The sequence below is a fragment of the Arthrobacter sp. YN genome, assembly GCF_002224285.1.
In the GTDB taxonomy this organism is placed as follows: Bacteria; Actinomycetota; Actinomycetes; order Actinomycetales; family Micrococcaceae; genus Arthrobacter.
The window spans coordinates 4,952,712-4,973,360 of the sequence record NZ_CP022436.1 but is presented as its reverse complement, the minus strand read 5'-3'; the positions used below and the strand labels follow the sequence as shown (position 1 = coordinate 4,973,360).

Sequence of the window (20,649 nt, the reverse complement as noted above, 5' to 3'; positions counted from 1 at the left end):
GGAATGACCGTGGCTGACCAGACACCAGGAGAACCGCGCAAGATGCGGACCTCGGTCAAGGGACCCCTCATGTTCTCCGCGTTCTTTGCAGTACTGGCCTTCGTGGCCGTGCTCATCTTCGCTTCGGGCGGCAGCGCAAAGGCCCCGCGGTTCGACCTCGCCTTCACCGGCGCCGGCATCGCGTTCATCGTGAGCCTTGTTGTGGCGGCCATGCTTTCCATGAGCCACAAGGAAAATGCCGACCACCTCGGGAAGGGCTCCGGGGTGAACCTCAGCTCCAAGCGTCCCGGCCACGGCGGCCCGGCTGCTCCGGACGACCAGACTGAAACGCCCGACGCCGGCCGCTAACCTTTCAGCGCTTCCCCACCGTGGTGGGGGAGCGCTTTTTTGTGTGTGCTGTGGAATTCCGCTGGCTGAAGTCCGCGGGTAGGGTGGGCCCACGACTATCTTTCTTGGGGGGAATTGATGGCACCTTGGCGGGAATCCGTGGATAAAACGGCCCAGGCGGACGTGGATACCTTGCTCAACCTGGCGTTGCCGCTGGCAGTGCAACGCCTCACCGTTTCCGGCCGGCTCCACCCCTTCGCGGCAGCCATCAAGGACGACGGCGACCACTTCCTCCTCGGTGCGGAGACGAAGCCCGGGGCTGGCGAAGTGGAGTCCCACGCCGCCATCGCCGAATGCTACGACGCGCTGACCGACCAGCGCGAGGACCTGCGGGCCGCCGTCGTGGTGTCCGACGTCAGGCTTGTGGGCCTGGAAGGTGACGCCATTCATCTCGCGTTGGAACACTCAGCGGGATTCGCGCTGAGCCTGGTGCAGCCGTACACGCTGGTCCGGGGAAAGGGCGTAAGCCTGGGGCCGATGTCGATGGTCTCCGGCGATCGTGTGACGTGGCCGGAAAGCGCAGCTTGATCGAACCGGTCATGCCTCGTCTGAAGGCAATTGCTGCAGCCGCCAATCGATGATCTCCTGGATGAGCTCGATGGGGAGCGGGGCATTGTGGGGCAGTTGGATGGCGTGCTCGGTGGTTCCGTAGTCGCTCAAAGCCGTTGAGAAGTGCGTGATCGCCTGCGGTGTGGGGTAGAACCCGACGTGGCGCTTGGTTCCGGTAAAGAAGAACAATGGCTCGACGCCGAGTTTGAACGTGGGCATGCGCCAACTGATCGATTCCACCGCTTCAGCCGGTACGGCCGACTTGATCATCTGGTACACGGTCAGCAATCGTTGCTGTACGTCGCCGTCGTACTGGTCGATGTACTCGCTGATGGAACTCGCTGTCATGGTGGGTGTCCTCTGCATCGACCGTGTGGATAGCGCCATTATGCCCTTTACTCGCCCTCGGCGGCCTTCCTGGCCCGGTAGGCCGCGACGTGGGCGCGGTTGGCGCAATTGCCGGTGTCGCAGTAGAGCTTGGAGCGGTTGCGGCTGAGGTCCAGTACCACGGCGTCGCAGTCCTCGGCCGCGCACACGCGCATGCGGTCCATTTCCCTGCTGCGGATGACGTCGACGATGGCCATGGCTGCTTCTGTGCCCATCCGGTCTGCCAGCGGAGCTTCAGGAGTGGTGGCGTGGAGGTGCCAGTCCCAGTGGTCATGTTTCACAAGTTGGGGGAGTGCCTTGGCATCGATCAGCAGCTTGTTGACGGACTTGGCGGCCGTGTCCTCGTCGGCACTCCAGAGCGCTGCGAGTTCGCTGCGGAGACGCTTGATGCTGGTCAGTTCCGCAGGGGAGTTAACCCTGGAGCCCGTGAACTCTTCGGCGTCCAGGAAGGTGTTGAGGTCCTCCAGTGTGGCGAGCGATTCCTCTCCGTTGGCGGCCGTGTTGATGAGATTGACGACGCTGCGAAGGGCTACTTCGGTGTCAGGCGCAAAAAGCACTTTGACTCCTTACAAGTTCCGGGAGTACTGTCATGACCATAAGCCCACTTTACTCCTGACAGGAGGCTGCTGTGTCAGCTCCAACGACGAAGGCTGATGCACAAGGTTTCCTGGCATCAGGACTCGGCATCGCACTCTTTTCTTCCGCTGTCTTTGGCACGTCCGGCTCGTTCGCCAAGTCGATGCTGGAAACCGGTTGGTCACCCGGCGCCGCTGTTGCCGTGCGCCTCACCGGTGCCGCGCTGATTCTGTTGATTCCCGCCGTCGTGGTTCTCCGAGGACGCTGGCACCAACTCAAGGACAACTGGCTGACCATCCTGCTGTTCGGCCTGATCGGCGTCGCAGGATGCCAGCTCTTCTACTTCAACGCCGTCGCGCGGTTGTCCGTGGGCGTCGCTTTGCTGCTGGAGTACCTGGCTCCGGTGATGATCGTCCTGTGGCTGTGGATCGCAAGCCGCCGCCGGCCCCGGGCCCTTACCGCTGTGGGCGCCCTCCTTTCACTGGGTGGCCTGGTCCTGGTGCTCGACCTGACCGGCGCCGTGAAGGTGGACTTCATTGGTGTTCTTTGGGGCATGGCCGCGGCCGTATGCCTGGTGATCTACTTCTTCATCACTGCCAAGGAGAACGACACCCTGCCTCCGCTGGTGCTCGCGTCCGGCGGGCTCATGGTGGGTGCGCTGGTGATGTGGCTGGTCGGCCTGCTGGGTTTGCTGCCCATGACGTTCAGCACCGCCGATACAACCCTGGGACCGTGGACAACGCCGTGGTGGGTGTCCGCAGTCGGACTCATCATCCTGGCCACTGTCCTCGCCTATGTTTCCGGGATCATGGCCGCGCGGAGCCTGGGTTCCAAAGTGGCATCGTTCGTGTCCCTGACCGAAGTTCTGTTCGCCGTGATCTGGGCATGGTTGCTGCTGGGCGAGCTCCCCGGTCCCATTCAGCTGCTGGGCGGCCTTTTCATAGTGGGCGGCGTCGTCCTGGTCCGCGTCGATGAGTTGCGGGGAGACCGTCGCACAGCTGCCGGCCAGCCCGCTGAGGCGGCGGCCCGGGTCCTGGACCACCCGAACGACGTCGAACCCGTCCCGTCAGGGTCCGTCACCAAAGCGCCACGCAGCTGAGCTGAAGAGCCTTAAAAGCAAAGAACCCGGACGCTTGTGCGTCCGGGTTCTTCCCAACTGTCTTAGTTGGAGGCCTGCTGCTGCTGCTCAGCGTTCTTCTGAGCGCGATCGCCGGCTTCGCGAAGTGCGTCGGCAACCTTCTTCAGGTTCGAAGCGTGCTGGCTGTCCCACTCGCCGCGGAACTTGTCAGCGTCCGGGCCCTTCCAGTCGGTGCCGTCGAGAGCACCCTTCAGCTGTGAACGCTGCTGCTCGATGTTCTCGGCACCTGCCTTCAGCTTGTTACCGAGCTGACGAAGCTGATCAACATCTGCACCCCAAATAGCCATGAGATTCTCCTTCATTTGTTCGGACCCGAGCTCTTCGGCATCCCCAGCGGCCTCCGGCTCATCCGGAAGATCCAATAACTAAAACCTATCCCGGGAATCCAAAAACCGTCGATGGGCACCCCTCCCCATGCAGCACTGCCCATAGTTAGCATGGGGTTATGTGCCGCAATATCAGGACCCTGCATAACTTCGAACCGCATGCTACGAACGCCGAAGTGGAGGCCGCAGCGCTGCAATACGTACGCAAGATCAGCGGATCCACCAAGCCTTCCAAAGCCAACGAGGAAGCCTTCGCCGAGGCGGTCCACGAGATCGCCCACATTACGCAGCATCTCCTGGACTCCCTGGTGAGCCACGCTCCGGCGAAGAACCGGGAAGAGGAAGCAGCAAAAGCAAAGGCCCGGTCGGCCGTCCGTTTCGGGACGGCCTAACCAGGCCCCTGTTCGCTTTCCGGGTCTACTTCCCGAAAGACCGCAGTCTCAGCGAGTTCGCTATCACCAGCACCGAGCTCGCTGCCATTGCTGCGCCGGCGATCATCGGGTTCAGGAACCCGAGGGCTGCCACCGGGATGCCGATCGCGTTGTAGAAGAACGCCCAGAACAGGTTGGTCTTGATGGTGGACAGGGTCTTGCGGGACAGCTCAATCGCCTGCACCAGCTGACCAAGATCGCTCCCCATCACCGTCAGATCGGATGCTTCGATGGCTACATCCGTGCCCGAGCCCATGGCGATGCCAAGGTCCGACTGCGCCAAGGCTGCAGCGTCGTTGACGCCGTCACCGGCCATGGCCACCGTAGCGCCGGAAGCCTGCAGCTTCCTGACAGCCTCGACCTTGCCCTCCGGCAGAACACCGGCGAATACGTCCTCAGGCGAAATCCCGACGGCGACAGCCACCTGGGTGGCTACGGCGGCGTTGTCCCCGGTCAACAGGATGGGGCGGATGCCCAGTTCCTTCAACTTCTGGATTGCTGCTGCAGAGCCGGGCTTGATGGTGTCGCTCAGGCTGACAATGCCGGCAGGCTGGCCGTCGATGGCAACCCAGATTGCTGTGGCACCACCGTTTTCCTGCGCGGTAAGTGCTTCACGGTGACCTGAATCGAGCGTGACGCTGTTCTCCTCGAGCCAGCCGGAGCGTCCGACGACAACAGTCCTGGTCACGCCGTCCAGCGCAACGGTTCCCCGGACGCCGCCGCCTGGAGCGGAACTGAAGCCCTCTACGCGAGGCAGGCTGCCGGCGTCGTGCAGTGCTTCTTGCGCCGAGGCGGCGATCGCGTGGGCGATCGGGTGCTCGGAAGCGGCTTCAACGGCCCCTGCCAATGTCAGGACGGTGGCCGCTGAATGGCCGTTCAGTGCAACAGTGTGGTCCACGGCGAGCTTGCCGCTGGTCACGGTGCCCGTCTTGTCCAGCAGGATAGTGTCCACGTGCCGGGTGTCCTCAAGGACCTGTGGGCCCTTGATCAGAATGCCGAGCTGAGCACCGCGGCCCGTCCCCGTCAGCAGGCCGACGGGAGTGGCCAGACCCAAGGCGCAGGGGCAAGCAATAACGAGGACAGCGACCGCGGCCGTGAAAGCTGCGTTGAGGTCGCCCGAGAAGAACAGCCACAACAGGAACGTGACCAGGGCAATCACCAGCACGATCGGCACAAAGACAGAACTGATCCTGTCCGCGAGCCGGGCAATGGGCGCTTTTCCGGTCTGTGCCTGGCTGACCAGACGACCCATTTGGGCGAGCGTCGTGTCCGAACCAACACGGGTTGCACGGACCAGCAGGCGGCCGGACGTGTTGATGGTAGCGCCCGTCACCGCGCTGCCAGGGCCGACTTCGACCGGCACCGATTCGCCCGTGACCAGTGAAGCGTCGACGGCGGAAGCGCCATCAGTGACCACGCCGTCGGTGGCGATCTTCTCGCCTGGGCGGACCACAATGACGTCGTCCACCAGCAGCTGATCGGCAGGAATCTTCTGCTCCACGCCGTCCACCAGGATCGTGGCATCCTTTGCGCCCAGATTCAGCAGGGCCTTGAGGGCATTACCGGCCTTGGCCTTCGCGTTCGCTTCAAGGTAGCGCCCCAGCAGCAGGAACGTGGTGACCACGGCGGCGACCTCGAAGTACAGCCCGCCGCCGGACATGCTCTCCATGCCGGGGTGTTCAGTCATCCGGGGGTCCGCGAACAACTGCCACGCAGAGTAGAGGTACGCGGCGATCACACCGATGGACACGAGCGTGTCCATCGTAGAGGCGAAGTGGCGGGCGTTGATGGCAGCAGCCCTGTGGAAAGGCCAGGCCGCCCAGCTCACCACCGGCAGGGCCAACGCCCCGACAATCCAACCCCAGTTGGCGAACTGGAGGGCTGGGATCATCGAGATGGCGAAGACGGGAACGGTCAGGAGGGCGGCGACGATCAGGCGGGGCCGGAGTGTCGATGCGGAGGGGCCGTGCTCCATGTGATTTTCGTGCCCGGCATCATGCTCTGCTTCCGGAGCCTCGTTGCCGTGGTGGTGCTCGTGGGGGCGGGGTTCGCGGGTGTTTTGGGGTGGGGCTTGGCGGACGGTGGCTTTGTAGCCCGTCGCGTTGACCGTGTCGACGATCTGCTGGTCCGTCACGGTTGCCGGGACGGTGACGTGGGCTGATTCGAGGGGCAGGTTGACGCTTGCCTCGACGCCTTCAAGTTTGCCCAGTTTTCGTTCCACTCGATTGACGCACGAGGCGCAGGTCATGCCCTCGATGTCCAGTTCAATGACCCTGTGTGCAGGTTGGTTGAAAGTCTCCTGGGTACTCAAGAGGACTCCTAAGCTTCGTTGGCTACCACCAGGTAGCCGGCTTCTGCCACGGCTTCGCCAATTTCAGATGGCGAGAGCTCTTTGGTTGAGGTGATGGTTACGGTGGACAGTCCACCGGGGTTGAGGTCCACAGCCACGTTCTCGACGCCGGTGAGTGACTCAAGTTCTTCGCTCACGCTGGAGACGCAGTGGCCGCAGGTCATGCCGGAAACGTTGACGTTGGTCTGGATGGTCTGGCTCATGGAGCTCTCCTTGGTGGTGAGTTGAATGGTGTGGTGGTTGTTGGCGGAATTACCGCAGCAGGCGCCCGATGGCATCGGTGGCCTCCTTCACTTTGGCGTCGATCTGTTCGGCGCGGGCTTCGGGGTTGGGCTCGGAGGCAGCGCCGACCACACAGTGGCCGATGTGTTCTTCTACGAGTCCAAGGCTGACGGCATGGAGGGCCTTGGTGGCGGCGGCTACTTGGGTGAGGATGTCGATGCAGTATTTGTCGTCCTCCACCATCCGCGCTATTCCGCGGACTTGCCCCTCGATCCGTTTCAATCGTTTGAGGTAGGCATCCTTGTTGCTGGTGTACCCGTGGGGTGCGGCGTGCTCCGGATCCACCTCGGTGGGGGGTGCGTCTGGTTGGCCCATGCTCAGATCTGGCGTGCTCATGACACCAACTTATACCCCATGGGGGTATAAAGCAAGTACCCCCTAGGGGTATAAATTGACGGCTTCTAGAGCAGGGCGGTCATGCCATTCCAGCCCTGTCCGATCCGGACGGTAGGCAGCCACGCTCCATCGCTGGCGCTCGGGTACAAGAAGAGTGAGCCGCTGCCATCGCGGGCCACAATGTCCGGCCGCCCGTCACCGTTGAAATCTCCTGGGGCGACGATGGCCGTCATGCTGTTCCAACCCTCACCGACCTTCTGGCGGTCCCATGCCCAGCCTCCGGTGCCGTTCCCGTTGTAGAGCCAGAGGACACCGGATCCGTCACGGGCAAGGACATCGGGGGTGCCATCGCTGTTGAAGTCACCCGAGCCAACAATTGCCGTCAGCGCGTTCCAGCCGGTCCCTAGATTGGTCCTGGGCAACCAATCTCCCCGACCGTCGCCGGGGTACAGCCAGAGGGTCCCGGAAGTATCGCGGGCGAGGATGTCGGCGGTGCCGTCCCCATTGAAGTCCCCTGGCGTAACGATGGCCGTGATGGCATTCCAGCCCGACCCGACGTGAACCCGCGCCAGCCAACCACCCGCCCCGTTTCCCGGGTACATCCACAGGTGGCCGGCACCATCGCGAGCAAGAACGTCCGGTTTCTTGTCGCCGTTAAAGTCGCCGGGACTGACGACGGCGGTCATGGAGTTCCACGCCGAACCCACTTGGGTGCGGGGGAGCCATCCGGCGGCCCCGTTTCCCGGGTAGAGCCACAAGACACCCGAAGCGTCGCGGGCCAACAGGTCCGTCTTTCGATCACCGCTGAAGTCGTTTTTCAGGGGTGTGGGGCTGTTCCCGTCAATGATCGTTACGGACCCTTGCCAATTGCTTGCGTAGATTTTGTTGGTGGCCTCATTGACGGCCAGGGTGCCCGTAAAGGGGTGTGACAGTGTGGAGAGAGCAAAGCTCTTACCATCGACCACCGTGGTGCCCCTGTAGCCGGCCTCAAAATACACCTTGTTGGTGGTTCCGTTGACGGCAATCGCTCCTGGCGCCGCGCCGGTTCTGATATCGACCCGCCCCGGTCCGCCGTCGTCGAATATCGCCAGCAGCCCGGTCCGCGATGAAATGGTGCCATCGCCCAGTGAAGTCCGGCCGAAGTAGACCCGATTGTTCTTTTCGTCCACGGAGAGGGACGTGGGGCTGGCGTTGAGATCGGAGAACATCCCGCCTGCTTGGTTTGTGGCTCCATCAACAACTTCCAGCGCTGCATACTGCCGCGCCCGTACGGCGACGTAGACCTTGTTGGTCACCTGATTGACGGCCAAGTAGCTCGGCATTGCATTGGTGCCCAGGTCAATGCGAGTTACGGCGTTGGTTGCAGTGTCGATGACATTGAGGCCACCTCCACCCAGGGTATACAGCCGATGGGTCACCTGATTGATGACCAGCGTACTGACCGATCCGGAGTTGATGATGGTGCTGGCGTTGGTGCTTCCGTTAATGACGGAAACGCCGTCAAGGGTGCCCGCGTAGATCTTGTTGGTCTTCTGGTCGATGACCAGCTCTCCGGGAGCGGCGCCCACCGTAACTCTGGCGACGGCATGAGTGGCACCGTTGACAATGGCCACGGATCCCGGCGCGGATGGGTCACTTTTGAGGCTGAGGTAGATCTTGTTGGTCGCAGTGTTAACCGCGACAGCCACCGGGGTGCTCCCCGTCGTTATTTTGACTGTGGCCTGTGTTTTTCCATTAATGACGGTCAGCCCATCGCGGGTAGTGACATACACAGTATTGGTGACGGGGTTGACCGCTACGTCGCTGGCTTCGGGCCCCACGTCGATGATGTCCGCGACGATGTCTGCCGCAGCAGGAGAAGTTGGGAGTCCGGAAATTAATAGCGACGCCACTCCGGCTGCCGCAACCAAAGTGCCCCAGCGGGACCGCCCCCGGTCAGAAAAGCGGCGCACAGGCGTTCCTGAAACACTGACAACAGTTCCCACTGCAATCCCCCCAAAGTGCCAAGACGCTTCCCCCGCGCCTGGGCCGGAGTCTACCCCGCACTTGGGCCGCGGAATAGCCCTCGACGGCGGGACGCACCAGACGCGCCTCAGGCAGCACCCAGGTGTTCTGGCCTTTGCCGGAGGGCCGGGACTACGATGAATTTCTGACCAACCCACCGGCCACACGTGGCTTTGCGGACCCGTTGGTGACGGCACACACCGTGAACTGGGACGGGGAGGGAAAATGGCGGTTTTCATACTGATTCATGGCGGCGGTTCCACGGCGTGGGACTGGCACTTGGTCAGGCCCTTGCTCGAATCGGCGGGCCATGGGGTCATCGCGGTCGACCTCCCCATCGAAGACGACGGCGCGATGCTTGAGGACTACACCCGCGCGGCAACCGGGGCGGCCGACGGCGCGCGGCACACCATAGTTGTGGGCCACTCGCTGGGCGGCTTTACGGCACCCTTGGTCAGCAATGAACTCACGTCCGACGGCCTGGTGTACCTCTCGGCAATGATTCCCCTGCCGGGCGAGACCTTCGGTGACTGGTGGACCAATACCGGGCATGACCGCGAGACCATCCCCGAAGAGGCGTTCTTCAACCTCGTCCCGGATGATCTTGCACAGCAAGCCCGGGACAAGGAGCGCGATCAGCAGGGGGCCTGGATGTCAGGACCTTGGCCTGGCCGGCATCCGGACGTGCCCACACTGGCCATTCTGTGCCGTGACGACCTGTTCTTTCCAGCGCCGTTCATGCGGCGCCAAGTACAGGATCGGTTGGGAATCGAACCGGTGGAAATCCCGGGCGGCCATTACGCCACACTGAGCCACCCGGGCGCTGTGGCGGCGGCGTTGAACCAGTTCGCCCAGCAGATCGCGCATCCTTAGGCACAGTTCGCGAGATTGTTACCACTCGGTGGCGGGAGCAAGCGTCTGTTCCTGGAGACTTCGAACCCGGCGTGGACTGCAGTTGTGACCGATTCCGCATCCGGTGCTGATCTCACCAACCAGCTCTACTTCGAGTACTCGAAGAAGCGTGGCATTCACTTCGTGACCGTCCATGAGGTACCGCATTCTTTCGACAAGAAGAGCTATCCGGAGCATCGGGGAAGGTATGGTGTCCGCAAGATCATGGTGATGGGCTCTGAAGAATACGGTTCGTATGTCAGCTTGGTCAACGATGACAAGTGGGTGTTCGACAGGGACGGTATGGCGTTCGCTGATTTTGAGGACACCGCCGCTTATAAATCGTTCAAGACCACTGACCGGTTCACCCACGACATGCTCGTTACGTATTGTCGCCACTTGGGCCTTGATCCCTTCAGCGAAGACTTTTACGTCCCCAACGGGCCTGGCATACTTCTGGACTTCCGGCACCACCACCCCGACACCAAAACCTCCACCCTGGCCGAAGCCCGCGCCAGCAACGAGGACAGGGATGTACCGCCCACCGGCCGCCAAGACGAGCGAACCCTTCAGGCAACGACAGTGTTAGGCATTGATGTGACTACTTCGGATGAGATTCAGGAAGTTCTCGACACACGGGGTTTGCCCTCTCCATTGCGTGCAGTACAAACCGCACCAGCCAGTGGTGTCCCACCGACAGTGTCCCGGTTCTAAGGAAATGGGATATCGTCTGTCTCTTTGGTGGGAACAGGTGATCCGTCTGCGCCAGGAGGAAGAAGACAAGCAGAAGGAGGAGGTCTCGGAGGCCTCCTCCTTCTGCTTAGGCGGATCTGGTTTTCATCGTGGAAAAGAGTTCCCTGGCGAATTTCTCTGAGAAGAAAACGCAGAGTCCTAACCGAATACGCGATATGCGGGTGTGCATATCGGCATCAGGGGTTGAATTATGAGCTCTCGTCCGGGGCTGGTGCCGTTATGAGTTTCGAGCGCGATCGCATGTTGGTCAGTGTCAGTGAGTGGGGTCCCGGTAGGCATGACGTATATCAGCGGCGCTCTTGGAACTATTCTCCTGGGATCGGTAGAGTTCCGCGGTCAAGCGTCGCTGGCGCCATAGCCGCACTTCATTGATGAAGAACGGGAGGGAACCCCATACGATGAAGCCTATCTTCCATTCGGGCGTCAAGTCACCGGTGGTCAGCATTATTACCAATCCGAGGATGAGTAACAGCAGGTATGGGACCCTGAAGTTCTTGATGTTCTCTTTCATGGTGGCTCCTATTGGCAGTCGCGTGCGGGCTGGACCGTTTGGCCGCCTCGGCCGGTAACGGGGAATCCATAGCAGGTGGTGGCGTTCAGTCCGTTGGAGGCCCACATTGAGGAGATGTGCCTCATGACGTCTTTCGCTCCGGAGAATCCAACAATTCCGCAGACCATGGCGAAGATACGTCCAGGGATTCCGCCAACCAGCGAAAGCATGCAGCCGCCGCCGGCGCCTGCAGCCAGGATCGTGCCAATGCTCGCACCGATGGCGTGGGCTTCATACCCTCACATAGCGATGATGGGGTATGGAATCCACTGGATACTCGGATCGGCAACGATCGGGTACTGAGCCCCTTCGGTGTCTACGTGCTGGATTAGTGTCCTGCCAACGATTTCGTAGTTAGTAGCTAGTTTCTGACCGTTCGCGTCCAAAGCCCAGGGGGATTTGATGAACGGGTACAGAAGGCTTGACTCGCTGTCTTTGAGGAGTACTGAGCCGTCGGTCTGCAGGGGCGGCGTGTAGCCATCCGGGATTTCCAAGTCGAAGAAGGCCTTATCACCGTGCCGTAGAACGGTCATCAGGCTTGATGAATCATCACCGATTTTCGACACGGAATCATCTTCATCCTGCGCCTTGATTGCCACATCAACCTGTTTGCCTGTGGCACCTGTTCCTTCCGGGGCCGGTAGTGCTCCTGCGATCGCCGGAGCGCTTCCGGTAATGGAGTCCTTTGGAACCAGGCCGTCATCGGCCTTTAACGCTTCATTCACGATCGAAACAGCCGAGTCGTTAGTCGCTTGGTTTGCTTCCTCAGGGGACGCCTGCGCTGGTAGGCTACCCGCGCTGAGGATCAGAGAAATTGCGATAGCAACGCCGGCCGGGCGTGCAAAGCTCAACATCGATTTTTTCAAAAAACTTTCCCCCATGTGCCGGGGCGGGTTGATTCCCGCGCTGCCGGAACTCACACCCTTGACGTTTTTCACGCAGTTGTAAAGTCAAGCGCATATGAGCGATTGATGGTCCGCTTACGGTACGCAATCGCAGTGCAGACGACTTCTGTAGTCAGTGGTGGCGTCTTTTGAAATGGGATGGCTTGCAGTATCCACTTTGGGTCTCCCGGTTCTAGAAGCAGCACGCCCCTTCCAGCTCTACGGGATGCGACAGTAACAGCGGACGCCGCCGCACGAGCTGGCGTGGTGTTCCATTCCTAAGGATGTGGGACGGCAGCGGGATCGGAGCATCTCCACTACGAAAAATGCTCCAACACTTTTTTCGCCACATCGCGGGGCCCGCATCCGGACGTTTCGATGATGATCTCGTCCCCCACAAAGCTGGTCATCCGCGAATCGGCCTGAGCCGGGCACCGCGAGGCACCAGCCCCCAACGCATAGGCTTGGACCATGCTGAACCTGGTCCTTGGACTTCTCTTCGCGGGGCTCTTCCTTGCCTCCTACCAGTCCGATCGGCGCAGGCTCCGCAACGGGGTGCTGCTCCTGGTGGCGGTATGGCTCCTGTTGCAGGCCATCCTGGACTTCCTGATCGACCTGAACCCGTGGTTCGAATGGCTGAACCTGGTGGTAGTGGTGGTTCCGGTGGTGAGCATTTTTGTGTTCGCGGGCTTCCTGATCGCCAACGGGATCACGATGGTCCGCAGGGAAGGCCCCGGCATCAGCAGCTTTCTCCCCATTGCGGTGGGGCTGGCGGTGTTCCTCGCTCCGGTGGTCGCGTTCCTCTTCGTCCTGAGCGGGCAGCCCGTCCTGGCAGGCCTCGCCGCGTTGGCCTTCTTCCTCTGCGCTTACCTGGGCTGCGCCTTTGTGGTGTTCCTCGGGTATGCCCTGGTGTATTCAAGGATGCGCTTCAGCGCGAATCCGGCGGCCGTCATTGTCCTGGGTTCCGGTTTGATCGACGGCAAAGTCCCGCCGTTGCTCGCCGCGCGCCTGAACAAAGCTTTGGAAATTTACGACGGCGGCGCACCGGTCAGGCCGGTCCTGGTGCCTTCCGGGGGTCAAGGCCCGGATGAACCCCGGCCCGAGTCCACGGCAATGAAGGAGTATCTGGTGGCAAAGGGCGCTGCTTCCGGCGACGTGCTGGAAGAAAACCAGGCCACCACCACCCGCGAGAACCTGGCCTATTCCGTGGCCTTGCTTGCTGAAAAGGGAATCCAAGGGCCCTTGCTGGTGTGCACCAACAACTACCATGTACTCCGCGCTGCCCTCCTGTCCCGACGCCAGAAGATCAACGCGGAGGTAGTGGGTGCTCCGACCGCGAGGTACTTCGTGCCCAGCGCCTTCCTTCGCGAGTTCGTGGCCGTGATGAGGGACAACCGCCTGACCAACATGGTCCTTTGCCTGCCGATGTTCGGGGTTGCCCTGCTCATCACGGTGGCACTGATGAACTCGTCCGTGGTCTGAGCCTTTTAGGCATTCAACCTGGGCCTTAAGACTTGGGCAGCCCCGTGGTGAACGTGTGGCTCCATTCAGTAATGGCACCGTCGGTAAAGACGTACCCCTTGCCGCGGACTGCAGTGACCGTCACAGTGCCCTCAGGCTTCTTGTACGTCCCGGCCGCGATTTCCTTGCCGTCAACCAGGTAGACCACGCCGTCCACTGCCGGAACCGTGTACGAGTCCTGCCCGCGGCCCGGCTTGTCCGTGAAGGTGACCGCTGCCGGCGTCGCGGTGTCGTAGTGGAGGCCGAAGCCCAAAGGCAACAGGACGCCGTCGCCGTCTGCTTCCGGTATGTTGACCGGAAGCTTGCCGCCGGGGTTCACCGCCCCTGAAATGGCACGGACGGCGCCGTGGAAATTGACGTCCTTGACCCCGTAACTGTTGAGTACGGCGTCGGCGCCGGGCAAGACGCTGATGTCGTAAGGATTGCGTGTGGCCACAACGATGACGGGCGTACCAGTGGCTGCCAGTTCCGCAACCATCTGCTGCTGCGCAGCGTTGCCGGTTGCGTTGTACGAAGCGAAGACCACGGCATCCACGGTGCTGGCTGCGGCTACCGCACGCGCGCGATACGCCGCGGAGGGGGATGCCCCATCCTCGTAGTCTTCAGTGACCGTAAATCCCTGCTCCTTGAGCATCGGTCCCGCGAGCTCCGGCCAGGCTGAACCGGCCCCCACCATGAGTACCGAGCTGCCGGATGCGAGGGGCAGGACCTTGTCCTCATTGCGGAGCAGGGTCACTGCCCGGTCCGAGATCAGCTTGGCCGTGGCCAGGTTCTCTGCGCTTCCAACAAGGGTGTCCACGGCGCTGGGGTCTGCCATCGGTTGCTCGAAGACACCCCGCTTGACCTTCCACTCGAGGATCCGCCGGACAGACTCATCAAGGCGGCTCTCGGTGAGCTCACCGGACTCGACGGCGGCACGGACCCCTGCGAACGAGGCGTCCACATCGGGGGAGTTGAGCAGGATGTCAGAGCCGGCCTGGATGGCCTTGACCGCTATCTCTTCCTGGGGCCATTCGGCGGCCATCGCGGCCATATCCAAGGCATCGGTGGTGACCAGGCCCTTGAAGCCCAGCTCATCGCGAAGCAATCCTGTGAGGACCTTGTGGGACAGGGTGCCGGGCATCTCCGCGTCAATGGCCTCCACAATGATGTGCGCTGTCATGACCATGTCCACGCCACCGTCAATGGCGGCTTTGAAGGGTTTCAGGTGCTGGTTCAGGGTCTCGCGGTCGTAGGTGACGGTGGGTAGTCCGTAGTGGGAATCCACCGAGGTATCGCCGTGGCCGGGGAAGTGTTTGGCTGCCGCGCCGACGTTGTGTTCCTGGATGCCGTCGATTTGCGCCACACCGAGCGCGCTGACCAATGCGGGATCTTCGCCCATGGAGCGGATGCCGATCACGGGGTTGTCCGGGTTGGAGTTGAGGTCCAGCACGGGTGCGAAGTCCACGTTGATGCCCATGGCGCGCATCTCAGAGCCCAGGATTTCGCCCTGTGCCCTCGCAAGTTCCGCGTCTGCCGTGGCTCCCAACGCCATATTGCCCGGGAGGACGGTGGCCGGCGGTCCGATGCGGGCAACCAGGCCGCCTTCCTGGTCGATGGTGACCGCCAGCGGAATGCCGGTACCGTCCTGGCCCACGGCAGCTTGCTGCAGGCCGTTGGACAGTCCGGCAACCTGCCGGGGGTTGTTGGTGTTCCCGGACCACGCGAAGTAGAGGACGCCGCCAAGGTTGTACTTGGCCACGACTTCCGCCGGAGTATTGACCCCGTAACGTGCTTGGTTGCTTGCCGCCATGGACGTGTCATCGGCCGAGGATCCGTAGACGTGGGTCCAGGTCATCTGGCCGATCTTTTCGTCCAGCGACATGCCGGAGATCATTGCCTCGATGTCCGGTGAGGCGGTGACCGTCGTCGTGCGTGCCGTGGTGGGCGGGGCGGCTGCAGCGACCCCGGCCGCCACCACCCCCGCGCCCGTCATGAGCAGCGCCGTAGCGGCGGCCGTCATCAAAGTACTTCCTTTTCTGAGCATGTGAATTCCCATCCCAATCGTCACAGTATTTCCGGCTGGCCTAGCGCGGTCCGTTGTAGAGGAGGTATTGGCGGGTATCGCGGACGAACTGGCCCAATTCCGCCTGCCAGCTGTCCGTGATGGTGCGGGCGTCAGCACCGGCGTCGAGCTGTTCGGCAAAGCGGGCGGACCCACTCAACAACCCCATCCAGCGTCCGGCGTCGCCGCGCCACGCGAAGCCCGGGTACAACCGTTTGGCTTCCACCAGCATGTGGGTGCCGATTTCCAGGGCCTCAACGCGGGCCGGATCGGTGATGTGCACCTGGACTCCTCCGCAGATGACGCCCTGGTTCTTGGAGAGGGTGGGCTGGAAGTAGGCCTCGCGGAAGGTGACACCGGCGAGGCCCTTGCTGTTGAGCGCCTCGGCCCAGCGGTAGTCCACGTAGGGAGCGCCGATCAGTTCGAAGGGCCGGGTGGTTCCGCGGCCTTCGGACATATTGGTGGCCTCGAAAAGGGCGGTGCCCGGGTATAAGAGGGCCGTCTCCGGGGTGGGCATGTTGGGACTCGGCAGGATCCAGGACGCCCGGTTGTCCGGGCCGGTCATCTCGCGGCGCCACCCCTGCACTTCCACCACTTGGAGGTTTTCAAGGGGAGTGAGGCCCGCGGCCGGCAAATGCACCGCGTTGAAGTACTTGGCGAGCTCACCCACTGTCATGCCGTGCTGGAGTGCGATGCCCAGTTTTCCTACTCCGGACTCGAATCCGCGCTGCAGGACCGGCCCCCTTGCCTGTCCGCCGATCGGGTTGGGACGGTCCAGGACGACAAACCTGGCACCCGTCCGGGAGGCGGCCTGCATGGCACCCCACATGGTCCAGATGTAGGTGTAGAACCGCGCTCCCACGTCCTGGATGTCGAAGCAGATGGTGTCCACGCCGGACTTTTCGTAGAAGCCCACGTAGTGGTCCACGTCGGCGCCGTAGGAGTCGTAGACCGTGATGCCCGTGCGGGGATCCACGGAGGTCCCTTCACTGGCGCCGTCCTGGGCAGTGCCCCGGAAACCGTGCTCGGGACCGAAGACTGCCCTCACGTCGACGCCTTTTTCCGCCATGTCGTCAACGATCGAGTGGAAGTTCGCCAGGACCCCGGTGGGGTTGGTGATGACTCCCACCCGGCGGCCGGCGAAAATGCTCCAGTTGTCGGCGGCGGCAACGTCGGCGCCGGTGACTACGGTTCCCGGCTTTCCGGGGCGGGTGGCCAGACCGGTGGCGGCACTGGCACTCGGGGCAAAGGGCGCGACGACGACGGCCGCTGCGGCCAGTCCCGACGCGTGGATGAGTTTTCGGCGGTTGAGTGTCATGGGGAGCCTTTCCGGATGAGCAGGGCATGACAACTTGTGTGATGTCGCTTACATCGACCGTATTCGCTGGGAGGATCTGCGTCAATCATTTACCACTGGCACCACGGTTAGGTAAATTATTTACATGAGCCGGCCGCTACTGTGGATTGGCTGGATCGGCTGGAAGGAATCACCATGGAAGAGGCACTGAACGGGCAGTTGTCACGGACCGTTTTGGTGCGGATCCGTTCCGCGCTGCCGTCGCTGCGCCCCTCCGAGCGCGCCATTGCCGAGCTTGTCCTGGCGGATCCTTCCCGCGCGGCCATGATGTCCATCGGGGATCTCGCCGAGCAGGGCGGAACGTCCACCACGTCGGTAGTCCGTTTCTACAAGAAGGTGGGCTACAGCGGGTACTCGGATCTGCGTCTGGACCTCGCCCGGGAGACCGCACGCGAGAGCCTCGTCAACAACGTGCCGGCGGGGGTCTATGAGGACATCAACACGTCCGATTCGCTGCGTGACATCGTTTCCAAAATTGCCTTCAACGAGACCATGTCCATAGCCGACACGGCCCAAGTGCTCGACGTCGACAAGCTCGCCCAGGCGGTGGAGGCCATCTCCACCTCGCGGAAGACCGACATCTTCGGCGTTGGGGCGGGCGGCCTGGTGGGCGAGGACCTGCAGCAGAAGCTGCACAGGATTGGCCTGACGTCCTTCAGTTGGTCGGACCCGCATGCAGCGCTGGCATCTGCGGCGCTCCTGGAGGGCGACGGCGTTGCTGTCGCCGTCTCCCACTCGGGCACCACCGTGGATACGGTCGACTTCCTGTTGGCGGCGAAGGCGGCAGGAGCAACCACCATCGCGGTCACCAACCATGCCGATTCTGCACTGGGGCGGACCGCCGACATTGTGCTGAATACCGCCGCGCGTGAGACGCCCTTCAGGTCCGGGGCCATGGGTAGCCGCATCGCACAGATGATGGTGGTTGACTGTCTCTTCGTTGGAGTCGCCCAACGTTCCTACGATGCGTCCGTCTCTGCGCTGAAGAAAACGCACGCAGCGGTCCAAGGCCGTAAATTGGCTTGACAAGAAGTTCGGATCAGCGGGGCCTAGAGTCGTCACCATGTTTACTCTTACCGCTCCTGACGTGTCCTTCTACGAGTCATTTATTGAGTCGCACCGCGAATGGGATGGCGCCCATCAGGATGGCGCCGGGCTGTTTGCCGGCGATGACGTCAGCACAGCCGAAGGTTTCGCCGCGTGGGTGAATAAGTTGCTCGCTGCTGAACACGCCGAAGAAGTGAACGGTATTGTCCCCTGTACCTATCGCTGGATGACAGAAGGATCCCGATATGTGGGGGCCATCGCCTTCCGGCACTACCTGACTCCGGCACTTCTCAACTCGGGTGGACACCTTGGGTACGGCGTCCGGCCTTCGGATCGCGGCCGTGGTGCGGCAACCTGGGCCCTGCGGGAAATGTGCTCCAGCCTGGCTGCAGGGGGAGGGCCTGACCGGGTGCTCCTGACCTGCGATGACAACAATGCGGCATCTGCGAGGACCATTGAGCGAAGCGGTGGCGTGCTGGAAGATGTGCGCCTGGACGGCGAGGGCAAGGCCTTCCGCCGCTACTGGATTGAGCTTGCCGACTCCGCAGGCCATTAAGTTTGTCACCCGGGGGTTGACGCCTCGGTGTCGTGCGGGGACTATGGACACATGACTAGTCAACCCGGGGGTGACAATGCTTCCCAAACCACTGACCCGCAGTGGCAGCACGTGCTCACCCATCGTCCGGCCGACGACGGTTCCCGCGACGCCGCAGCCAAGAGGTTTGCGGAACGCGGGATCACCCCGGAGCAGCTCCGCGCCATCCTGACCGATGGCGGGGATGCCCTGTACGCGGCAGCCGCAGCGGGCGATCCCGGCTGGGCAGAACCGTTCGGCGGACCCTTGGCCGTGGCCCTGCTGTCCGCGGAGGTCAGTGCCTTTGCCGCGCACCTAAATTCCAGGGCGTCCGGAGTCAGGTCGGCGGCTGTCGCCGAACTCCTGGACGAGTACAGCGCCGTGACGGTGGCCGCAGAGCTCGGGGTGGCGCGCCAGAAGGTCTACGAAATTGCACGGGCAGGTCTTCGTCCGCCCTACATTGAGCAGGTCCCTTGGAGGACATCGTGAATCCCATCGAAGAGAAGGTCCAGCTACCGGACCCGAAAACCCACTTTCTTGTCCATCCTCTTGACCTGCCCGGAGCCCGAAAGGAATTCCTGCTGGGCTGGTGGTTGGGAGTCTTCGCAACGCCCCAGGTCTATACAGCGCTTCTGGCCGTTTTGTGGGCCGTCAGCAACAACTACGTCACGCCCGTACTGGTCCCACTCGTCCTGGTGGTGTTTGCGGGCTGGATCAGTGTGAAGCTCACGGGCGGCGCGTGGGACTACATTCCCGGGAAGCGCCATGACAAGGACCGGCGCATGACGGGGATGACCATCGCGGCGTCCCTCATCACCTCGCTAGCACTCTTTGCGGGTCTGCTGATCTTCATGGCGTGGACTGCATCGCAGGATTTGGTTCCTGGTTTCAGCGCTTATCCGCTGGGAATGGGCTCTGCCATCGCGCTGATCATGGCAGGAGAGCTGGTGATCAAGCTGGTTCGCCGCAGGTCCCTGGAACTGGTGTCCGACGTCATCAGCTTGACCGTGGTGGTTGCCGCTGTGTGGATCGGCTTCGGCCTCCTCCCTGAAGGGCGGGACATCGCACCGCTGGACCTGCTGCCCGGCGCCGCAATCCTTGCGGGTGTCTGGTTGGCCTGGCTGCTCTTCACACAGATAGAGGCCCGCCGCGACCACGGCTAGACACTGAATGGCCTGTTCATATTCCCGTCACCATCCGTTGCTAGGCTGCCGGGCACTACACGGCTGACCAGGAGGACCGCATGACGGAGGCAAACTCACTATCCACATCATTGGACGATTGGTGGGTCAGGGACAACCTTCGGGAGACCATCGACCACCTGGTGGAGTTGGGCTACACCATCAGCGGCGGGCAAGGGGAGGACCCGGACCTGATCGATCCCGGTGGATCCGCCGTTGAAACATGGAACGAGGACTATCCGTACCAGGAGCGGATGACCCGCGATGAGTACGAGATCGAGAAGTACCGACTCCAGATTGAGTTGCTGAAGTTCCAGTACTGGGGCCAGGACCGCGGACTCAAGCACGTGATTGTCTTCGAGGGCAGGGACGCCGCAGGCAAGGGCGGCACCATCAAGCGCTTCACCGAGCACTTGGATCCCCGATCCGCCAGGACAGTTGCGCTGGCCAAGCCCTCGGACCGCGAGCAGGGCCAGTGGTATTTCCAGCGCTACATCCAGCACCTTCCCACAGCCGGCGAGATCGTCATGTTCGACCGCTCCTGGTACAACCGGGCCAACGTGGAGAAAGTCATGGGCTTCTGCACAGACGACGAATACGACACCTTCATGGGGCAGGCGCCGGTCTTCGAAAAGATGCTGGTGGACGCCGGGATCCACGTGACCAAGTTCTGGTTCTCCGTCACCCGGCAGGAGCAACGGACCCGCTTCGCCATCCGCCAGATCGACCCCGTCCGCCGCTGGAAGCTCTCGCCCATGGACCTTGCATCACTGGACCGCTGGGAGGAGTACACCGACGCCAAGGAACAAACGTTCCTGCACACGGACTCCGACCACGCGCCGTGGATCACCATCAAGTCCAACGACAAGAAGCGCGCCCGCATCAACGCCATGCGCTACTTCCTGAACCAATTCGACTACGAGGACAAGGACACCTCGGTGGTTTACGACGCCGATCCTCTGATCCTCCGCCGTGGCCGCGACGCCGTAGGCGACTAACGCTGCGGGCGATCAACGCCAAACCGCGACGTCGGCACTCACCGTGAGTGCCGACGTCGTGCTTTCCGTGTCTTTTCCCAGGG

The 20,649-nt window shown here is 62.2% G+C and carries 24 protein-coding genes; 12 read left to right on the top strand and 12 right to left on the bottom strand.

What is annotated here, in order from left to right; genetic code table 11:
- The first annotated feature begins 3 nt into the window (after window positions 1-3).
- A complete protein-coding gene (locus CGK93_RS22925; RefSeq protein WP_089596998.1) occupies window positions 4-348 on the top strand; it encodes a hypothetical protein in 345 nt (114 codons plus the stop codon).
- A 117-nt stretch (window positions 349-465) separates the two neighbouring features.
- Entirely contained in the window at window positions 466-915 is a 450-nt protein-coding gene (locus tag CGK93_RS22920; protein WP_089596997.1) for a hypothetical protein, read from the top strand.
- A gap of 9 nt (window positions 916-924) precedes the next feature.
- Here the strand turns inward: CGK93_RS22920 and CGK93_RS22915 are convergent, their stop codons facing one another.
- A complete protein-coding gene (locus CGK93_RS22915; protein WP_089596996.1) occupies window positions 925-1,284 on the bottom strand; it encodes an iron chaperone in 360 nt (119 codons plus the stop codon).
- Between the two features lie 47 nt (window positions 1,285-1,331).
- Window positions 1,332-1,880, bottom strand: coding sequence for a CGNR zinc finger domain-containing protein (locus tag CGK93_RS22910; protein WP_089596995.1), 549 nt, complete (start codon window positions 1,878-1,880; stop codon window positions 1,332-1,334).
- Between the two features lie 71 nt (window positions 1,881-1,951).
- Between CGK93_RS22910 and CGK93_RS22905 the strand changes: the two genes are divergently transcribed.
- A complete protein-coding gene (locus CGK93_RS22905) occupies window positions 1,952-2,998 on the top strand; it encodes an EamA family transporter (protein ID WP_089596994.1) in 1,047 nt (348 codons plus the stop codon).
- A gap of 62 nt (window positions 2,999-3,060) precedes the next feature.
- Here the strand turns inward: CGK93_RS22905 and CGK93_RS22900 are convergent, their stop codons facing one another.
- Complete coding sequence (locus tag CGK93_RS22900; RefSeq protein WP_011776688.1) at window positions 3,061-3,324, bottom strand: WXG100 family type VII secretion target; 264 nt, start codon at window positions 3,322-3,324, stop codon at window positions 3,061-3,063.
- Window positions 3,325-3,482: 158 nt separating this feature from the next.
- On the opposite strand from CGK93_RS22900, the gene CGK93_RS22895 reads away from it, so the two are divergent.
- On the top strand, window positions 3,483-3,755 hold the full coding sequence (locus CGK93_RS22895) for a DUF2277 domain-containing protein (RefSeq protein ID WP_089596993.1): 273 nt from the start codon (window positions 3,483-3,485) through the stop codon (window positions 3,753-3,755).
- A 25-nt stretch (window positions 3,756-3,780) separates the two neighbouring features.
- On the opposite strand, the gene CGK93_RS22890 is transcribed toward CGK93_RS22895, so the two are convergent.
- The 4 genes from CGK93_RS22890 to CGK93_RS22875 form a co-directional block, all read right to left on the bottom strand.
- Window positions 3,781-6,105, bottom strand: a complete 2,325-nt coding sequence (locus tag CGK93_RS22890) for a heavy metal translocating P-type ATPase (RefSeq protein ID WP_089596990.1) — start codon at window positions 6,103-6,105, stop codon at window positions 3,781-3,783.
- An 8-nt stretch (window positions 6,106-6,113) separates the two neighbouring features.
- Window positions 6,114-6,347, bottom strand: coding sequence for a heavy-metal-associated domain-containing protein (locus CGK93_RS22885; protein WP_232481475.1), 234 nt, complete (start codon window positions 6,345-6,347; stop codon window positions 6,114-6,116).
- Between the two features lie 49 nt (window positions 6,348-6,396).
- Window positions 6,397-6,762, bottom strand: a complete 366-nt coding sequence (locus CGK93_RS22880; protein WP_089596985.1) for a metal-sensitive transcriptional regulator — start codon at window positions 6,760-6,762, stop codon at window positions 6,397-6,399.
- A gap of 65 nt (window positions 6,763-6,827) precedes the next feature.
- Complete coding sequence (locus CGK93_RS22875) at window positions 6,828-8,714, bottom strand: FG-GAP-like repeat-containing protein (RefSeq protein WP_232481474.1); 1,887 nt, start codon at window positions 8,712-8,714, stop codon at window positions 6,828-6,830.
- Between the two features lie 277 nt (window positions 8,715-8,991).
- Here CGK93_RS22875 and CGK93_RS22870 point away from each other — a divergent pair, with 277 nt between their 5' ends.
- Entirely contained in the window at window positions 8,992-9,639 is a 648-nt protein-coding gene (locus CGK93_RS22870) for an alpha/beta fold hydrolase (RefSeq protein WP_089596981.1), read from the top strand.
- Between the two features lie 84 nt (window positions 9,640-9,723).
- Window positions 9,724-10,371: a hypothetical protein gene (locus tag CGK93_RS22865; protein ID WP_089596979.1), complete on the top strand. Its 648-nt coding sequence runs from the start codon at window positions 9,724-9,726 to the stop codon at window positions 10,369-10,371.
- Window positions 10,372-10,663: 292 nt separating this feature from the next.
- Here the strand turns inward: CGK93_RS22865 and CGK93_RS22860 are convergent, their stop codons facing one another.
- The 3 genes from CGK93_RS22860 to CGK93_RS22850 all read right to left on the bottom strand — a co-directional run bounded on the left by CGK93_RS22860 (window position 10,664) and on the right by CGK93_RS22850 (window position 11,898).
- A complete protein-coding gene (locus CGK93_RS22860) occupies window positions 10,664-10,921 on the bottom strand; it encodes a hypothetical protein (RefSeq protein ID WP_089596976.1) in 258 nt (85 codons plus the stop codon).
- Window positions 10,922-10,929: 8 nt separating this feature from the next.
- The gene (locus tag CGK93_RS22855) at window positions 10,930-11,130 is read right to left on the bottom strand and encodes a hypothetical protein (RefSeq protein ID WP_089596974.1); all 201 of its coding nucleotides are present in this window, start codon (window positions 11,128-11,130) and stop codon (window positions 10,930-10,932) included.
- Between the two features lie 69 nt (window positions 11,131-11,199).
- On the bottom strand, window positions 11,200-11,898 hold the full coding sequence (locus CGK93_RS22850; RefSeq protein WP_157731957.1) for a hypothetical protein: 699 nt from the start codon (window positions 11,896-11,898) through the stop codon (window positions 11,200-11,202).
- 417 nt (window positions 11,899-12,315) lie between these two features.
- Between CGK93_RS22850 and CGK93_RS22845 the strand changes: the two genes are divergently transcribed.
- Complete coding sequence (locus tag CGK93_RS22845; protein ID WP_089596971.1) at window positions 12,316-13,326, top strand: YdcF family protein; 1,011 nt, start codon at window positions 12,316-12,318, stop codon at window positions 13,324-13,326.
- 25 nt (window positions 13,327-13,351) lie between these two features.
- On the opposite strand, the gene CGK93_RS22840 is transcribed toward CGK93_RS22845, so the two are convergent.
- Window positions 13,352-15,367 (bottom strand): glycoside hydrolase family 3 protein, encoded by a 2,016-nt coding sequence (locus CGK93_RS22840; protein WP_232481473.1) that lies wholly within the window; start codon window positions 15,365-15,367, stop codon window positions 13,352-13,354.
- A 64-nt stretch (window positions 15,368-15,431) separates the two neighbouring features.
- Complete coding sequence (locus tag CGK93_RS22835; protein ID WP_089596967.1) at window positions 15,432-16,727, bottom strand: exo-beta-N-acetylmuramidase NamZ family protein; 1,296 nt, start codon at window positions 16,725-16,727, stop codon at window positions 15,432-15,434.
- A gap of 174 nt (window positions 16,728-16,901) precedes the next feature.
- Here CGK93_RS22835 and CGK93_RS22830 point away from each other — a divergent pair, with 174 nt between their 5' ends.
- From CGK93_RS22830 to ppk2, 5 genes are all read left to right on the top strand, one after another.
- Window positions 16,902-17,792, top strand: a complete 891-nt coding sequence (locus CGK93_RS22830; protein ID WP_089597729.1) for a MurR/RpiR family transcriptional regulator — start codon at window positions 16,902-16,904, stop codon at window positions 17,790-17,792.
- Between the two features lie 37 nt (window positions 17,793-17,829).
- Window positions 17,830-18,369 carry a GNAT family N-acetyltransferase gene (locus CGK93_RS22825; protein WP_089596965.1) on the top strand — a complete coding sequence of 180 codons (540 nt, stop codon included), beginning with the start codon at window positions 17,830-17,832 and terminating at the stop codon, window positions 18,367-18,369.
- Between the two features lie 51 nt (window positions 18,370-18,420).
- Complete coding sequence (locus CGK93_RS22820) at window positions 18,421-18,876, top strand: hypothetical protein (protein WP_089596963.1); 456 nt, start codon at window positions 18,421-18,423, stop codon at window positions 18,874-18,876.
- Complete coding sequence (locus tag CGK93_RS22815; protein WP_157731955.1) at window positions 18,873-19,550, top strand: hypothetical protein; 678 nt, start codon at window positions 18,873-18,875, stop codon at window positions 19,548-19,550. The genes CGK93_RS22820 and CGK93_RS22815 overlap by 4 nt, the downstream gene beginning before the upstream one ends.
- A gap of 80 nt (window positions 19,551-19,630) precedes the next feature.
- Entirely contained in the window at window positions 19,631-20,566 is a 936-nt protein-coding gene (gene ppk2 / locus CGK93_RS22810; protein WP_089596959.1) for a polyphosphate kinase 2, read from the top strand.
- Window positions 20,567-20,649: the final 83 nt, after the last annotated feature.

What these genes read in the sequence shown, in the direction of transcription:
- CGK93_RS22915 (WP_089596996.1), bottom strand. Translation starts at nt 1,284, where the DNA reads ATGACAGCGAGTTCCATCAGCGAGTACATCGACCAGTACGACGGCGAC.
- CGK93_RS22895 (WP_089596993.1), top strand. Translation starts at nt 3,483, where the DNA reads ATGTGCCGCAATATCAGGACCCTGCATAACTTCGAACCGCATGCTACG.
- ppk2 (WP_089596959.1), top strand. Translation starts at nt 19,631, where the DNA reads ATGACGGAGGCAAACTCACTATCCACATCATTGGACGATTGGTGGGTC.
- CGK93_RS22835 (WP_089596967.1), bottom strand. Translation starts at nt 16,727, where the DNA reads ATGACACTCAACCGCCGAAAACTCATCCACGCGTCGGGACTGGCCGCA.
- CGK93_RS22825 (WP_089596965.1), top strand. Translation starts at nt 17,830, where the DNA reads ATGTTTACTCTTACCGCTCCTGACGTGTCCTTCTACGAGTCATTTATT.
- CGK93_RS22845 (WP_089596971.1), top strand. Translation starts at nt 12,316, where the DNA reads ATGCTGAACCTGGTCCTTGGACTTCTCTTCGCGGGGCTCTTCCTTGCC.
- CGK93_RS22920 (WP_089596997.1), top strand. Translation starts at nt 466, where the DNA reads ATGGCACCTTGGCGGGAATCCGTGGATAAAACGGCCCAGGCGGACGTG.
- CGK93_RS22840 (WP_232481473.1), bottom strand. Translation starts at nt 15,367, where the DNA reads ATGACGGCCGCCGCTACGGCGCTGCTCATGACGGGCGCGGGGGTGGTG.
- CGK93_RS22900 (WP_011776688.1), bottom strand. Translation starts at nt 3,324, where the DNA reads ATGGCTATTTGGGGTGCAGATGTTGATCAGCTTCGTCAGCTCGGTAAC.
- CGK93_RS22820 (WP_089596963.1), top strand. Translation starts at nt 18,421, where the DNA reads ATGACTAGTCAACCCGGGGGTGACAATGCTTCCCAAACCACTGACCCG.
- CGK93_RS22855 (WP_089596974.1), bottom strand. Translation starts at nt 11,130, where the DNA reads ATGCTTTCGCTGGTTGGCGGAATCCCTGGACGTATCTTCGCCATGGTC.
- CGK93_RS22885 (WP_232481475.1), bottom strand. Translation starts at nt 6,347, where the DNA reads ATGAGCCAGACCATCCAGACCAACGTCAACGTTTCCGGCATGACCTGC.
- CGK93_RS22880 (WP_089596985.1), bottom strand. Translation starts at nt 6,762, where the DNA reads ATGAGCACGCCAGATCTGAGCATGGGCCAACCAGACGCACCCCCCACC.
- CGK93_RS22830 (WP_089597729.1), top strand. Translation starts at nt 16,902, where the DNA reads ATGGAAGAGGCACTGAACGGGCAGTTGTCACGGACCGTTTTGGTGCGG.
- CGK93_RS22925 (WP_089596998.1), top strand. Translation starts at nt 4, where the DNA reads ATGACCGTGGCTGACCAGACACCAGGAGAACCGCGCAAGATGCGGACC.
- CGK93_RS22860 (WP_089596976.1), bottom strand. Translation starts at nt 10,921, where the DNA reads ATGAAAGAGAACATCAAGAACTTCAGGGTCCCATACCTGCTGTTACTC.
- CGK93_RS22870 (WP_089596981.1), top strand. Translation starts at nt 8,992, where the DNA reads ATGGCGGTTTTCATACTGATTCATGGCGGCGGTTCCACGGCGTGGGAC.